Annotated in this window: 10 protein-coding genes; 4 read left to right on the top strand and 6 right to left on the bottom strand. The window is 47.4% G+C overall.

Translation table 11 applies throughout. The features are described 5' to 3' along the window. Nucleotides 1-146: 146 nt before the first annotated feature. The 3 genes from MHN33_RS02410 to MHN33_RS02400 all read left to right on the top strand — a co-directional run bounded on the left by MHN33_RS02410 (nt 147) and on the right by MHN33_RS02400 (nt 7,090). Entirely contained in the window at nt 147-2,960 is a 2,814-nt protein-coding gene (locus MHN33_RS02410; protein WP_239394389.1) for a TonB-dependent receptor, read from the top strand. A gap of 482 nt (nt 2,961-3,442) precedes the next feature. Then, on the top strand, nt 3,443-6,313 hold the full coding sequence (locus MHN33_RS02405) for a TonB-dependent receptor (protein ID WP_239394380.1): 2,871 nt from the start codon (nt 3,443-3,445) through the stop codon (nt 6,311-6,313). Between the two features lie 528 nt (nt 6,314-6,841). Then, nucleotides 6,842-7,090, top strand: a complete 249-nt coding sequence (locus MHN33_RS02400) for a hypothetical protein (protein ID WP_239394378.1) — start codon at nt 6,842-6,844, stop codon at nt 7,088-7,090. 124 nt (nt 7,091-7,214) lie between these two features. On the opposite strand, the gene MHN33_RS02395 is transcribed toward MHN33_RS02400, so the two are convergent. Next, nucleotides 7,215-9,545 carry a DEAD/DEAH box helicase gene (locus MHN33_RS02395; protein WP_239394376.1) on the bottom strand — a complete coding sequence of 777 codons (2,331 nt, stop codon included), beginning with the start codon at nt 9,543-9,545 and terminating at the stop codon, nt 7,215-7,217. 114 nt (nt 9,546-9,659) lie between these two features. Here MHN33_RS02395 and MHN33_RS02390 point away from each other — a divergent pair, with 114 nt between their 5' ends. After that, on the top strand, nt 9,660-10,487 hold the full coding sequence (locus MHN33_RS02390; protein ID WP_239394366.1) for a M90 family metallopeptidase: 828 nt from the start codon (nt 9,660-9,662) through the stop codon (nt 10,485-10,487). 94 nt (nt 10,488-10,581) lie between these two features. On the opposite strand, the gene MHN33_RS02385 is transcribed toward MHN33_RS02390, so the two are convergent. The 5 genes from MHN33_RS02385 to MHN33_RS02365 form a co-directional block, all read right to left on the bottom strand. Next, the gene (locus MHN33_RS02385) at nt 10,582-12,426 is read right to left on the bottom strand and encodes a DEAD/DEAH box helicase (protein ID WP_239394364.1); all 1,845 of its coding nucleotides are present in this window, start codon (nt 12,424-12,426) and stop codon (nt 10,582-10,584) included. A 224-nt stretch (nt 12,427-12,650) separates the two neighbouring features. Further along, complete coding sequence (locus MHN33_RS02380) at nt 12,651-12,914, bottom strand: GrxA family glutaredoxin (RefSeq protein ID WP_125716272.1); 264 nt, start codon at nt 12,912-12,914, stop codon at nt 12,651-12,653. A 102-nt stretch (nt 12,915-13,016) separates the two neighbouring features. Next, entirely contained in the window at nt 13,017-13,295 is a 279-nt protein-coding gene (locus MHN33_RS02375) for a peptidylprolyl isomerase (protein WP_010382504.1), read from the bottom strand. Nucleotides 13,296-13,393: 98 nt separating this feature from the next. Beyond that, on the bottom strand, nt 13,394-15,463 hold the full coding sequence (locus tag MHN33_RS02370; RefSeq protein WP_239394354.1) for a TonB-dependent receptor: 2,070 nt from the start codon (nt 15,461-15,463) through the stop codon (nt 13,394-13,396). Between the two features lie 125 nt (nt 15,464-15,588). Then, entirely contained in the window at nt 15,589-16,074 is a 486-nt protein-coding gene (locus MHN33_RS02365; protein ID WP_239394352.1) for a TlpA disulfide reductase family protein, read from the bottom strand. Between the last annotated feature and the right edge of the window lie 41 nt (nt 16,075-16,115).

Genomic DNA, 16,115 nt, shown 5'->3' with positions numbered 1-16,115 from the left:
TTGCAAAAAACACATCAAGTGATGTTGACCTGGTGTCTGTTTGTTGTTTAAGATGCGTCACTAAGTTACCGTTTTGGTAAAAATACAAAGCGTTTGTTAACGCAAAAAATAAATATAACCATCTTGTATGGTCCAGGGAGAATCCAATGTTAAATAACAAAGTAACAAAAGCGGTTCGTTTAGCGATCGCGTTTGGTGCTGCATCAGCGACTGCATTCGCAGCTAATGCTGAGCAAGGCGAAGAGAAAATCGAGAAGATCGAGATCACCGGTTCTGCTATCAAGCGTACAGACCTGGAAGGTGCTTTACCTATCGATGTGATTGATGCTTCTGACATCGCAAAATCTGGTGTAACAAGCGTACCAGACCTCGTTGCTAACTTGCCTGCGATGCAGGGTTTCACTGCTGCTGGTGAGTCAGTCGGTGGCGGCGGCGGCGGTGTTCAAACTGCGTCACTTCGCAACCTAGGTGCTGAATACACGCTGGTTCTTGTTAACGGCCGTCGTATGGCTTCATCAGACTCTGGTTCGAGCATCGATATCAACTCAATTCCTTTATCTGCGATTAAGCGCGTAGAAATCCTGAAAGACGGTGCATCAGCACTGTACGGTTCAGACGCTATCGCGGGTGTTGTTAACTTCATCCTGAAAGATGACGTACAAAGCACAACAGTCAGTGCGCGTTACGACAAGCCTTCTGACACATCTAGCTCAAACTTCTCAATCACCACTGGTTTTGGTGATTTGGACAGCGACGGCTTTAACATCATGGCGAGCTATAGTCGCGATGAGCAGGATAATCTGCGCTCAGTTGACCGTGATTTCGCTAAAACAGGTTTTGTAGAGTTTGAGCACGCAGGTCAAAACCTGGTTGCAATCGCAGGCTCTTCAAATGCTATCCCTGGTAACGCTTATGTTAAGTACTATGAGCGTGATGCAGCGGGTGAGTACGTACTGGACGATAACGGTAACCGCAAGACTAAAACTCACTCACTGAACCCTTATAAAGAAGCGAACGGTTCATGTCATACAACCAGCGCACCATCGGGTAATGCGTGTCAGTTTGACTACACCAGCACGCTAGAAATTCAGCCAGAAAGTACACGTGATAACTTGTTCTTACAAGCGGTTGCTACTGTGACTGAAGACATGGAAGCCTATGTGACTGCATCTGCTTCTAAGTTTGAAATGACAGCACGTATTGCGCCATATCCAACAGGTGGTTTCTCACTAGATGAGAACAGTGCACTGGTACAAGACAACGTAATTAAATATCTGCCTGACAACGTTAAGGCTGACATGGTAGAGGGTGGTGTTTCTGCTCGCTGGCGTGTACTGCCAGGTGGTAACCGTACTGACGAGTACAGCACCACAACAGCGCACATCGTAGCAGGTCTGCGTGGTGAATTTAACGAGTGGTCTTACGATTTTGCAATCACAAGTTCAGGTGCAGAGCGTGAGCAGAACCGTATTACTGGTTACCCGCTGGAAAAAGAATTCATGGCATTGGTAACATCAGGTGCAGTTAACATTTTTGAAGCGCCTGAGAACCTGTCTGACGATCAAAACAAAATGGTTGCTGACACCATGTTTAGTGGTCTGTGGGAAACTACTGATACGGACCTATTAGCAATTGAAGGTAAAACGTCAGGTGCTATCGCTGAACTAGACGCTGGTACAGTTTACCTGGGTGTTGGTTTCGACTACCGTCAGTCAAGCTATTCACTGACTAACGGCGCTGGCCAAAACGCTGAAGTTGTTTTGTTCGAATCTGCCGGTACTGAATTTGACCTGGAGCGTGACAGCTATGGTGCATTTGCTGAGGTGATTGTGCCAGTAATGGAAAATCTGGAAGTGACTGGTTCACTACGTTACGACGAAATCGGTGAAATCACAGATTCAAAACGTACCGGTAACCAAACTGTAAACGACAGTGCTGACGATACGACTTACAAAGTAAGTATCTCTTACCGTCCAACTGACGAACTACTGCTTCGTGCAAGCTATGGTACTGGCTTTAAAGCTGCAACCATGCGTCAAATCGCAGCGCCTCGTCTTGAGTTTGGTGTAACCGCTTCTCCATACGACTGTCCAGCTGGCCTTGCACCTGAAAAGGCACAGTACTGTCACCAGGATAAGCTGCAGTATGATGTATACCGTGAAGGTGAGAAAGACCTTCAGCCAGAGACGTCTAAGCAGTACACATTTGGCTTCGTTTGGGCGGGTGACACAGGCACAAGCTTCGGTCTTGACTACTGGAACATTGAGATGGAGAACGAAGTTCGCCGTCTGACTCAGAACCAAATCTTCGGTGACCCGGTCACTTATGATGAGTTGTTCACAACTAAGGTTGACCGTGGTACAGGTGATACAGTACTTGCAATCATCCAGCCTGCACGTAACGTTGGTCAATCTCGTACTTCTGGTATCGACTGGCATGTGGATTTCACTACTAACTTCTCATTCGGCGAGCTGAAGTCTAGCCTGATGGGTACATACATGATTGAAGATGAAAGTCTGCGTGTAGGTACAACGGATGTGTGGGATACTAGCCTGGGTCAGGTTGGTACTGATGAAGAAGTTGCATTCCGTAACATCATCAACTTCAACAATACATTAACTCACGGTGACTTCACGCACAGCCTGAACCTTAAGGCGCGCAGTGGTTACACTGATGCATCAGCAGACGTAAGCTTCTACGTTGCTCAAGCGGATGATTGGGATTCAGCAGTAGACGGTAGTGTTATCCAGAAACACGTCCCTGTATACATGACATTCGACTACCGCCTGGCATATGCTTGGGGTGACAACGCAAATGTTGCATTCGGTATTAAGAACCTGTTCGACAAAGAGCCTCCGTTCACTCTGAACGCGGCAGCTGGTCACCAGGTTGGTTACGACCCACGTTACGCTGACGCATATGGTCGTACTTTCTACCTACAAGCAGATTACACTTTCTAATTCTGCCTGACTAAGTAGATTTTAAAGAGCCCCTGCAATGTGCAGGGGCTTTTTTGTGAAAAGCACAATAACATTGTTGTGTTTTTTGAAATTAACAAAGCTTTCATTTTACCCGTCACTGTATAAATTCAATGCCAGCCTGATCAAAACACCTTGTTAAAATGTAGACAACGGCCACCGACTCCGCAGTGAATCGATGAACAAAAACCGGTGATTTCCACCGCTGAAAAGCTCAGAAAATAGCCTGTTTATGAGTCAGATAATTTTAGGTGCATAACTTGTTGTTTTTAAAGTTCTTTTTTGTTTCCTTTTTAGGTTTTTTGTTTCCGTTTTAAAAAAGGTTGTTGACCTTTTGTTTTTCATGCGATTAGTATGTTTCACCAATATGGCTAAAAGTGCACGCACTTGTTACCCATATAAAATTAAGAAAATACATAAAAACAATGCTTTAAAAGAATTATTTAAAGCCAGGGAGAAAACAAATGTTAAATAGCAAGATCTCGAAAGCGGTCCGCTTAGCACTGATGTATGGTGCAGTGTCTGCTACAGCTTTTGCAGTAAACGCAGAAGAATCAGAAGAGAATATCGAGAAAATCGAAGTAACAGGTTCAAGTATCAAAGGTACAGACCTTGCCGGTGCACTGCCTGTGAACATTATCTCAGCAGAAGATATCAAAAACACGGGTGTTACCAACGTTGGTGACCTGGTAGCTCAAATTCCTTCGATGCAGGGTTTCACAACACCTGTTTCGTCAGTCGGTGGCGGCGGTACTGGTCAGGCCACTGCTTCACTACGTGGTATCGGTGAAGACTATACTCTGGTACTATTAAATGGTCGTCGTCTTGCGCCTCTTGATTCGGGCAACTCAGTTGACCTTAACTCTATTCCTCTTGCTGCTATCGAGCGTGTTGAAGTTCTGACTGATGGTGCATCAGCGCTATACGGCTCAGATGCCATCGCCGGTGTAATCAACTTTATCCTTAAAGATGAGGCGGAAGAGTCTACAGTTTCTGCACGTATGGACCGTCCTAAAGATGGCGCTGAGTCTTATAATCTAAGTTTTACAACTGGCTTTGGTGACTTTGACAGAGATGGTTTCAGCATCGTTGCGTCACTTAGCCATGAAAAAACAGAAACACTTCGTTCGAAAGACCGTGATTTTGCAAAAACAGGTTTCCTTGAATTTGAAGTTGATGGTAACTCTTACTTTCAGTTAAATGGTTCAGGTAACGCTATCCCGGGTATCGCGCAAGTTTTCATTGGTGAGCGTGATGAAGAAGGTCGCCCAGTGGATGGCGCTTACACCAAGGTCTTCAGCCCATATTATGCAGAAAACGGCACTTGTGCACCTGATACAGCAGCGAATCCGAATGGTACTGCCGATGGTATAGACTGTGTATTCGACTTCACCAGTACACTAGAAATTTTCCCTGAAAATGAGCGTACAGCGCTTCTTCTTCAGGGTGATTTTGCGATCACTGATAACATTCAGGCATTCTCAACGCTGTCATATACCGATTTCACCCTGACTTCGCGTATTGCACCAAACCCAACTGGAGCGCGAAACCTGGGTGCGCTTAATGGTGATACAGCAAACAGTGTTCTTTATACCAAGTACGTTGAAAAGCACCTGACTGCTGAGGAACAAGCCAAAGCAACTGAGTTCCGCGCTGCATGGCGTGCGCTGCCTGGTGGCAACCGTACTAACCAGTACGACAATACTGCCATTAACGTTATTCTTGGTCTTGAAGGTACGATATTGAACGATATCGATTTCAACACCGCTGTTGTTTACTCGAAGAACGAGCGTGAAGACCATGTTAAGAATGGTTACTACAACAACGCTACCTTTGATTCGACCATTGCTTCGGGTGCGATTGACGTTTTTGCCCTGGCTGAAGATTTCGATAAGGATCAGGCGTCAAAAGATGCAATCGAGAGCGTACAGTGGCGTGGTCTTTGGGAGACGGTAGAAACAGACATGTTGTCTTTCGATTTCCGTGCGTCTCAGCCTTTGTTTGAACTGCCAGCGGGTGAAGTGTATGTAGGTTACGGTGTTGACTACCGCGAAAACAGCTATGCACTTATCCTGACAGAAGCACAGAAAAACCGTGTGGCAAATGCACCAGCAAACAGCAATGGTTATGACCTGGAGCGTAGTCAGTACGGTGTATTTACCGAATTCCAGGTGCCAATTCTGGAAGACCTGAGCGCGAACCTTGCGTTGCGTTACGATAACATCGGTAAAGTTAAAAACAACGATCCTTCAGACACGCAAAGTTATGAGTCAAACAGCGATACAACGTACAAGCTGAGCTTACGTTATAACGCAACAGACAACCTGGTTCTGCGAGCTTCATACGGTACGGGCTTCAAAGTGGCTTCTCTGCGTAGTTATGCTCAGCCATTGGCTAACCAAGGTGTAACAGGTTCTGCCTACACTTGTCCAAACTTGGGCGATGCAAATCGTGAGGCATTCTGTCCTCCTGGCGAAACTCAGTATCAGGCATTCCTGAAAGGTAGCCCAACACTGGCACCGGAAGAGTCAGAGCAGATGTCAGCAGGTTTTGTTTACTCACCTACAACAGATACAACGATTCAGGTGGACTACTGGAGCATTGAAATCGAAGGTAAGGTAGAAGCACCAGACTTCGACTACATGTTCGACAATATAAACCTGTTTAATGACAGCTTCCAAATCCACACAAGTCGCGCGGATGACACTCAGAAACTTCTGTCTGTTGAACGTGAATACATGAACCTGGGTAAAACAGAAACATCAGGTATTGACTGGAAATTCTCATTCAACAATGAGCTGAGCTTTGGCCAACTGAAGACAACACTTCAAGGTACTCACATTATTGACTCGCAATATACTGCGCCGGGTGTTGTACCATTTGAGTGGGAATCTAGCCTAGGTAAGTTCGGTACTGACGAAGAAGTTGTATTCCGCAATGTTGCCCAAATCCAGAATACTCTGACGCACGGTGACTTCTCTCACACGCTTCGTTTCAGCTACAAGTCTAGCTACGCGGATGACCGTGTACTTGTCCAACGCGGTACTATTGCTAACCCAGTTACGGAAACGGTATACAACAAAGATGGCGTGGCATCTGAACAGTTTGTTCTTGAAAATGTACAGCTGAAGATCCCTTCGTATGTTAAGACAGACTACAAAGTTGATTACTTTGGTTTCGAGAATACCGTAATCACATTCGGTATTAATAACCTGTTCGACAAAGAGCCGCCTTTCTCGCTGGGTGATCCAGAAGGCCACTTAGTAGGTTATGAAGGTCGTTACTATGACCAGCTGCTTCGTACATACTACCTGAGCGTAGATTACAGCTTCTAAGTAGTATAAGAATATTAAAAAGGCCGCATAAGCGGCCTTTTTTATTGTCAGCTTGAAACTACATTTTGTGGAAATAATTATACCAATTTCACTTAATACCTGTTCAATTTGACGGAGCAAATATGACGCTAACTGTGTTAAAAATTTCTCATTTAGAACAACTAAATAGCAAAATTTTTGCCTGGTTATCGAACATATTTTCTCGCCTCAAAATAGAACACTTAATTAAGCAAATTGGTATTACTCCAAACGCCCTAATGACTGATAATCTATATTAATAATGTGAATTTGAAAAAATGCCAAGCTATACGCCCGTTTATCTCTGGTTTGTTATTGCACACACTTGAAAGTGCAGGAGGTATATTGAAGTGAGTTATATAATGAGGGGGGAGTTAATTATTAATATTTTCATCAACTATAATTACTCTACTTATATATTGGTGAACGTGTGAGGGTTTGACTTTTTTAGGTACTTGTTATATACCTTGTTATGAAATTATAAAAGATTGCTTAAAGCAAGGAGAAGTCATGAAAACTAAAGCACTAATTCTCGTATCTACATTGGGTCTACTTCTGACCGGATGTAATAGCACCAGCAACTCTGCAGACGACGGGAGCCAGGCAAATAACGGTTATCGCTGTAAACAGGTTCGTTCACTGGGATCAAATATTCCCAAAACAAGTTGCTCCACTTCAAAGCAAAGAGCAGAAGCCCGTAAAAATGCGCAAGATGCATTGCGAGAGAATCAACGTGGTCTAACAAATAACGACCGTTGATAATCAAACACTTCCCATATACAGGCAAGTTTTAAACCTGCCTGTATAAAATGTTGAACCATAATACAACTAGTTGTCGTACCGTATTTTAACAGGTATGGACACCGTATACGGCTTGTCCCCGCTATCTCACATCCACTACTTTACTGGCCTTTCTGTAGCGTATTTTAAATCCAGACCAGGCAGGTAACTCCCAGCGTTTTGGTGCATCTTTACGATTACCTTGAATATAGTCGAGGGTAATGCGTTTGGCGGTAAAACTATAAGCCACGATCATGGTTAATTCAGGTAAAACAACTTCAAGTGGGAACTTTTCTATAAAGGGTTCGATGACCCAGTCCTCTATGGGTAGATAAAACAAGTCCTGTGCCTCAACCAGCATCAGATCTTCCTGTGTCTCAATACCCAAGTCCTCGAGCGCTTGTGTGAACCACTGAGCAGCGGTCGGGACTGCTGGCATTTCACTTTGCTCGTGTTGATGATATAGCTGTTGATAATCCAGCATGCGACTGACCTGCTGCCAGGCACCGTCAAACAGTTGGTTTTGTTCAATTAACTTAACGCATGCCGGGATCAGTTGGGAGCCTGTTGCAATGTGATTTTGTCGTTCTAAAGCAACAGCGGCATAGTGACGGGTAAGCTCAACCCAGATGATGTCTTCTTCCAGGTAGACCCGTTCCAGCGTAGTGCCTGTTTGCGCATGCTGTATCAGCAACGAGCGGGTTACTGGGGCGGCTAACGTGGCCAAGGTGGTTGCCTGTTTAACGCCTTTGCCCGCCAGTGCATAGGTATCCAAAACCAGGATAGCTGCACATGTGTCTGGCACACGGGATTCTTTTGCTGGCACCACTTCACCCTGACCATTGCTAAAGCCACCGCGACGGTTGTCCTTTTTGATATATAACCAGTCAGGGCGTACTGAGGCAATTGCGTTGAGCAATGCATCGCGGTCATAGCTGGCGGCTTTGTCGAGTGGTGGTAATGAGAAGGCTTCTCTCAGTTGTGTGCTGAATTGTCTGGCCTCACGCAGGGCGTCGTCCTCTGCGCGAATACCAGGCGCTTTGCCTCTGAGCAGTGCGATCACCAGCTCCAGGTCGCAGCTGTGGGGTAGCGCCTTGCTCAAGGCGTCAAGCTGCTCTGCTGAGCTTGGTAGTTGATATACCCGTGCCGGCACCGACATCACAGCTACGGCATCTATCATTGCCTGGCGCAGGCGGTTATCCGGCATTTTGGTGATCAGGTGACCCAGTTCGACATCCACAGGCAAAGGGTAGAGCTGCTTGCCAAGCTCGGTGGCACGGCTTTGTGCGTCAAGCGCGCCAATTTTTCTGAGCAGGTCGAGTGCTTTTTGCCCAGAACTGGCAGGCAGCGGGTCGATGAAGCTCAGCGAGTCGATACCATCAGTGGCACAGCCAGCAGCCAGTACCAGCTCGGTGAGCGCCTCTCTTTGTACTTCGGGCGGGGTTCTCTCAATCAATGGCGCATATTGTCCATAGAGACGCAGACAGAGCCCTTCCTGAGTCCGTCCGGCGCGGCCCAGGCGTTGTTTTGCTGAATCTCTGCCGATTGCATCCAGGCCCAGTACCGTTTTGCCATTTCTCAGGTGTGTGCGCCGTTCCAGGCCCGAGTCGATAACACAGGTAATATTGGGAATGGTCAGCGAGGTCTCTGCCACATTGGTTGCCAAAATGATCCTTTGTCTGGGCTGCTGATGCAGTGCAAGTCGCTGATCATCTGGCGCACAGCCACTGAACAGAGGGACAACCAAAGCATCGAGTGCTTTGAGCTGAGCGGCACATTGCACGATTTCTCCTTTGCCAGGAAGGAAAACCAGAATGTCACCACAGGTATGGTGCAGGGCATACTCGCAGGCCGCTTTGACTCTGTCACTGAGATTGTCGCGACTTGGCATAGTGCGCATATCTTTGGCAAGAAATCGCTCTTCCACATCGAACATCTTGCCTGTGGACGTTAGCAGAGGTGCCTCGAGGTAACTGACCAGCCGCTCTGCTGACAAGGTGGCAGACGTTACGACCAGGCGATGTTTTCCTTGTTGTTTTAACATGGCCAGTAACAGGTCCATATCCCAGCGCCGCTCATGGAATTCATCCAGCATAATGATGGCAAAATCACTCAGGCGGTTTTCAAAGTACCAGCGCAGTGCCACTCCCGGCGTTACAAAGACGACCTGGGTATTTTGCTTAAACTGGCCTTCAAAGCGAATAGCATAGCCTATCTGTTCACCAAGCCCACTGCCTTGTTGCTCGGCAACATACTCAGCCAACGAGGTACAAGCTATCCGTCGGGGCTGGATCACTAACACCCGACCTTGTTGGGCTGCCCAGACAGGCAGTTGTGTGGATTTTCCTGAGCCGGTGGCGGCGGCCACAATGACGTTACCAGAGGATAGCAGGTGGCAAAAATCGGCTTTGATCTGTTCGATGGGCAGAGACATACGGACTTGATACTGTTAGATATTTTTTAAAGTGCTGAGGATTTTAACAAATCCTGCTTGAAAAGGCTGCCTGCAAGGCGCATCTCAAAGTAAAATATCAACGCGTAACAACCAATGACAGAAATCAGTTTACTCGTTGCCCTGGTGGTGTTCTGTGCCATCTACTGGCGGCTCGATGATATCAAGCGCGCTTACTGGCAACATAAATATAAAACTCAGGCTCTTAGCGAGTTAGACAGGCAGGTTCTGCTGCGCTATATGCCCATTTACCGTAACATGACGGACGCAGACAGAGCGCGCCTTGAGCGCCATATTCTGTGGTTTTTGGGTGAGAAGCGGTTACTCGGCCGTGACGGCCTGAAAACCAATCGGGCAATGGCACTGATTATTGCGGCAGATGCCTGCCTGCTGGTACTCAATCAGCAGTGGCCACTGTATCCCAATGTCAAAGAGATCTTACTGTACCCCAGCAGCTATTATGCCGGGCAGAATAGCCGTGACAGTGCAGGGCTGGTGAGTTTTCATACTGTGGTGCGTCAGGGCGAGTCCTGGCCTGGTGGTACGCTGGTGTTGAGCTGGCATGACGTGCTGGAAGGCAACCGGCTACCGGAAGACGGGCATAATCTGGTGTTCCATGAATTTGCCCATCAACTGGACCAGCAAACCGGTCAAACCAATGGCACGCCTCATTTACCAAAAGGCATGAGTTACAAAAAATGGGGGGAGGTGTTGTCTCGGGCCTATCAGCAGTTAAAAACTCAGCTGGCGTATCATTTGCCTCACGTAGTGCATGAGTATGGCGCGACCAATGAAGCGGAGTTTTTTGCGGTGATCACCGAAACCTTTATTGAAAAGCCACTGCAACTGAAACAGGAAAACCCCGAATTATTTAATCTGTTGAGTGAATACTATCGATTCGATCCGCGCGACTGGATCAAGTAGCCATTAAATTGGGTGCTTGGCGTTCCATTTAGGACTTAAATCACAAGCATAAAAAAACCGCTTCATGTGAAGCGGTTTTTTCGTCTAAATCAGATTATGAAAAGCTGATCTCGCCACGCTCTTTGCGCTTGTTGTCACGCTTGTCACCACGTGGATCTTTGAAGCTGCGCTTGCGGTCACCACGGCCTTCGTTACGACCTTCAAAGCGACGCTCATCACGACCGCCTGAACGACGTTCACCGCCGCGACGCTCGCCACCGTTGCCCTGATCGGCAGGGTGTGTGCTCTTGGTCATCTTCATTGGACGTTGACAAATGTAAACGCTCTGGAAGTGTGACAGCGTATCTGCTGGCATATCCTGAGGCAGCTGAACGGTGCTGTGCTCATCAAACAAACGGATTTCACCGATAAACTTGCTGGAGATATCAGCTTCGTTCGCAATTGCACCAACAATGTTCTTGACCTGTACGCCGTGCTCACGACCGACTTCGATACGATAGGTATCCATAGGGCCGGTGTTGCGGCGTGCATTGCCTTTGCGCTCACCGCGCTCGCCACGTTCACCACGACGCTCGCGGTTACCGTCACGGTTACCATCGCGCTCGCGACGCTCACGTTGCACCTGAATTTCCTGAACTTTCAGCGGCGACTGCTGCTGTGCCAGACACAGAAGTGCAGCGGCCAGCTCAGTTTGGCTCAGTTCCAGTTTTTCAGCCATACCCTGTGCAACTTCACTGAAGAACTCGATGTCTTTGTGATCCAGTGCCAGGCTTAGTTTGCCTTGCAGTGCTTCAATGCGCTTTTGCTCAACGACTTTCGCGTTAGGCAATTCAACCTGCTCGATGTCAGAGCGGGTATGACGCATGATGTTACGTAGCAGGTAACGTTCATTACCTTTAACGAACAGGATAGCTTTACCTTTACGACCAGCACGACCTGTACGGCCGATACGGTGTACATAAGCTTCGCTGTCTTGCGGGATATCATAGTTGATAACCAGGCTCAGACGATCTACGTCCAGACCACGCGCCGCAACGTCGGTTGCGATAACGATGTCTAACAGACCGCTCTTCAGACGCTCTACCGTACGCTCACGGGCTTGCTGGTTCATGTCACCATTCAGTGGTGCCGCAGAGAAGCCTTCGCGCTCAAGTAGCTCAGCCAGCTGAACAGTGTCGTTACGTGTACGCACAAACACGATAGACGCATCGTAATCTTCCGCTTCTAAGAAACGTACGATGGCTTTGTTTTTATGCGTCGTTGCACGCCAGTAAACTTGCTCAATTGTGTCAACAGTCGAGTTACGTGGTGTGATTTTTACTTGCTCTGCGTTATCTAAATACTTAGAGCAAATAGATTGGATCTGCTTTGGCATGGTTGCAGAGAACAAACAGGTTTGCTTCTCTACCGGTGTTTTTTCCATGATGCTTTCAACATCATCGATAAAGCCCATGCGTAGCATTTCATCGGCTTCGTCCAGCACTAAGGCTTTCAGATCCGACAAATCTATGGTCTTACGGTTAATATGGTCAATCAAACGACCCGGTGTTGCCACAATGATCTGTGCGCCACGGCGTAGTGCGCTTAGCTGCACGCCATAGCTTTGTCCGCCGTACAGAGCCAATACTTCAACACCTTTGGTGTATTTAGCGTATTGGTTGAAGGCTTCCGCGACCTGTAAAGCCAGTTCGCGTGTTGGAGTCAATACTAATATCTGTGGTTGCTTAACGGATGCGTCAACATTGTTTAATAGCGGCAACGCGAACGCCGCCGTTTTGCCCGTACCCGTCTGCGCTAGTCCCAGCACGTCCTTTCTTTCTAGCAATAACGGTATACATTGAGCTTGGATCTCAGAAGGTGATTGATATCCCAGCTCTTCGACTGCCTTTAAAATTGCAGGAGAAAGATCTAAAGATTCAAACGTGACTGGTTCTGACATTAATGCGCCTCAACAAGTTAAAAGAGGCGGCATTGTACAGCAAAGAAAAAACAATTGCTTGCATAAATTGGCACTAATTTTGTAGGTATTTGATATTGGTCAAAAAATAAACTTATTTATTTTTCTTGATTGTTAGATTAGCGGGTAAGTGGCTATTTTTAAGGGAGAATCATGCCTGAATTGCGGCTTAATGGCGATTCAGGCAGCAGTGATACGGCGCTGTGTTACTGATACAGGCCCAGATTCTCTTTGGCATAGGCTTCAAATTCGGTAAAGCCGCCAATGTGGTCCTGGTCGACGAAAATTTGCGGTACAGTTGGACACGGCTTGCCTGCAGATTTTTCCAAATCGGCTTTGCTGACCCCTTCTTTATTAATGTCAATGTAGCGAAATTTAAAATCGTCGCGTTCATTGCTCAGGCGCTCTGCCAGGTCTTTTGCACGGACGCAGTAAGGGCAGCCTTCACGGCCAAAAATCACAGTAAACATAGGGGTCTCCAAATCATTTTCATTGCTAGTCAGTATATCGGCCAGCGTACAAAATGAAACCGCCAAAAATCGATGGCCATGATTGAGAAAACCGATGACGCCTCAGGAGCGATACACCGTTTTGATGAGGTGGTAACCAAACTTAGTCTTGACCGGACCGTGGACTTCATACAGTGGCTTTTTGAACACCACATCATCGAATGCTTTAACCATATCGCCTTTATTAAACTCACCAAGATCGCCACCGCGTTTTTTCGACGGACACAAAGAGTGCTGTTTGGCCAGTTTGTTAAAGTCGCCACCTTTTGCAAGCTTGGCTTTAATGGCAAGGCACTCTTTTTCGGTTTTAACTAAAATGTGGTAGGCACAGGCTTTTGGCATGGTTCAGGTCTCCGGACTATCAAAGGCGCCGATCATGCAAGGAGAAGGCCGAAAACGCAAGCCTCAATTACTAGCGTCCGGCCTTTTCAAGGGAAGTGTTAGAAGGTTACGCTAAACCCAATCGACGGGCGGATAGAGAAATCATCTTCCTCTTCTTCTATGTAAAGGTCGTTGACGGACTTAACTCTGTTGTAGTCCAGGTCAATATAGGCAATGTTTTCCTGACCATAGGCATTCATTAATTCAAAGATCAGCTTGCCATCGTTGCCGAATAGCTCGGTTTTACGTTCAAAGCGGATATCCAGGCGGTGATACACTTTAAACCGCTCTGAGAAGGGCTCGCCATAGACAGGTAAAAAGCGGCCATCGTGGTCGGGGTTTTCTCTGACGCCGACAATGGGGGTATAGGCCTGGCCGCTGCGCGCGGTAAAGTTAAAGCCACCTTGCCACTTTTCATTGATTTCGTAGTGGAATACGGCATTAAACACCAGTGGCGTATCGGCGTAATAATCGCGGGTCACATTGCGGCTGAGATCAGTACGTTCACTCTTCGAATAACTCAACGCGACCCAGCCATACCAGTTATCGGTCTTGTTTTTGTTGATCAGCAGGTCTACACCATAGGCGCGCCCTTCAACGTCGTTGCTATACAGGTCAGCCGCATTGGGGCCGTCGTCGGTGGCAAGCGGCAGATCATCCATGGTCTTATAATACCCTTCGATTGACCAGCTCCACTCATTCTCCAGTTGCTGGCTGAACCCCAGCGTATAGTGATCCGACACCTGAGATTTCAGCTTGGGGTTACCAATGTCTGGCAAAATGTACTCCACATTTTGCATACGATTGTAGCGACCCGCCTTGGCACTGATGGTGCTGTCTTCCGTCACATAGTAACTGATCGCCAGACGAGGTGAGGTGAAGGTTTCATCCGTGTATTTATTATGCTGACTTTGCACTCCCAGCTCGCTCTGCCAGTCATCGCTCAGTTGCCAGATATGCGCCAGGCCAACAAAACCACTGTCGATATCTATGCTGCGCTTGCCGTTGATCCGCTCACCTTTTTTCAGGTCGCAGTCGGGGTCCAGTTCAGTACACAAATACTGGAAGGTGTCGTAGCTATATTCTGTTTCGTTATCAAAGTAGGCAGCATCTAAAATCAGCTGATGAGCTGGGTTGATACGGTAGTTCAGGCGTGCCTTGTAGGTATATTGCTTTTCCGATTCTTGTTCAAAATAGCCGGCAGAAACCGTGGCGCGGCGGCCATATTCCAGTCGACCTGAATGGTCCAATGCACCTATCCCCACACGCAGATGCAGCTTGTCATTATAATGGTCCCACAACACGTTCTGGCTGTTGAACTCCCTGATAAACCGCGCGTCCCCCTGAAACTCCGGGGTCTTTTGCGCCAGCTCGGAGCGTTCGTTAAACCCGGCGGCTGCCGAGTCTTCTGCGCCGGTAAAGTTGAAGGTCAGGGTGTTGTTGGCGTTAATATCCCACAAAAACTTGCCCTGATAGTCGTGATCGTCCGGCGCGTCATTGATGATCACACCGGTTGGCTCTCCGTCGTCATCTTCGAGCTCTTCACCTTCTTCAAAGAACAAGGGGAGGGTACTTTTTCGGCCCGAGACATAGAAAGCCGTGCTGTCGCTAAGCTGACCTTCCATAAAAACACCGGCATTGAACATGGTGAGGTCGAGTGTGGTGGTAACAGGCTGATATTTGGGGTTGCGCAGGGTGACATCAAACACCGCGCCCGTTGCGTTACTGTAGCTGCTGCCGTATCCGGCAGAGTAAAGCTGGAAATCCTGAATGATATGGCGATTGAAGATTGAACTGCCAAAGTCATGGAAAATGTAACCCGCAGGCATAAAGTCTACTTCAAACATATTGTCGCTTGGGCTTGATCCGCGTACGGCGGGTTCACTCATTGAGCCACCAGCAGCAACCACACCCGGCAATGCATACACGGCGCGTAATGGATCGCCCATTGCACCAGGCATCTCAATCAGTTTTTCTGTATCTTCGGTGATCTCCGCGGTGATTGAGCTGCGTTTATAGTGCACCTCAATGTGTTCTATGTCTGCGTCGGGGGTTGCCTGCACCTGAAGTGCGATGCACAGCATGATAGGCGACAGTGCAAACGGTTTGTTGAGTGACGAGCGCGTCATGGTAGTCCCTTGTTGAATCTAAGCTGAATAAGATTGGGACTAGTGTATGGCAATAAATCGTGCCTTTGTTTTATCTAAGGGTAAGAAATTGTTGATAAATAAAACATTTTCTTACAGTTAGTCGCTTACAGCCTGGCGCGTATACCCAGTTCGCTGGAGTAGCCAACTGAGCGTTCTACCACTTTCAGGTCATCAGACAACACATAATACGTTGGGTATGCCTTAATTTTGTAATCTGAGCCAGTATGGCTGGTGCCAAGCAGTACTGGCATACTCAGTGCCAGGTCATCGACAAAGGCATAGACAGCGTCCGTATTTTCAAAATCCAGTGCTATCGCAACGGCATTCACTTTACCCTGCTCATGTAATTTGTTGAGATTAGGCATGCTGTAACGACAAATACTGCACCAGGGCGCGAAGAAATACACCACAGATTGCTGCCCTTGCAGAGATTTGATGGACACCCGCTGTGTTGGTTGCTCCAGTAAAGGCAGTGAAAAATAAGGGGCCGGAGCTTTACCATCATCGGCCAGCATACCGAGTTCCTGGTAAGCAGTGACAGCCAGAAAAACAGTTGCAAAAATAATGAGTTGAAGAACAGCTTTTATCATGCGCGCTCGCAATTTTTAATTTCCGAGCGCGAGTATAAATA

This window comes from Pseudoalteromonas sp. OOF1S-7 (assembly GCF_022347765.1).
Taxonomy (GTDB): Bacteria; Pseudomonadota; Gammaproteobacteria; order Enterobacterales; family Alteromonadaceae; genus Pseudoalteromonas.
Note: the sequence above shows the minus strand (reverse complement) of the source record. Positions and strands in the feature narration are given on the sequence as shown.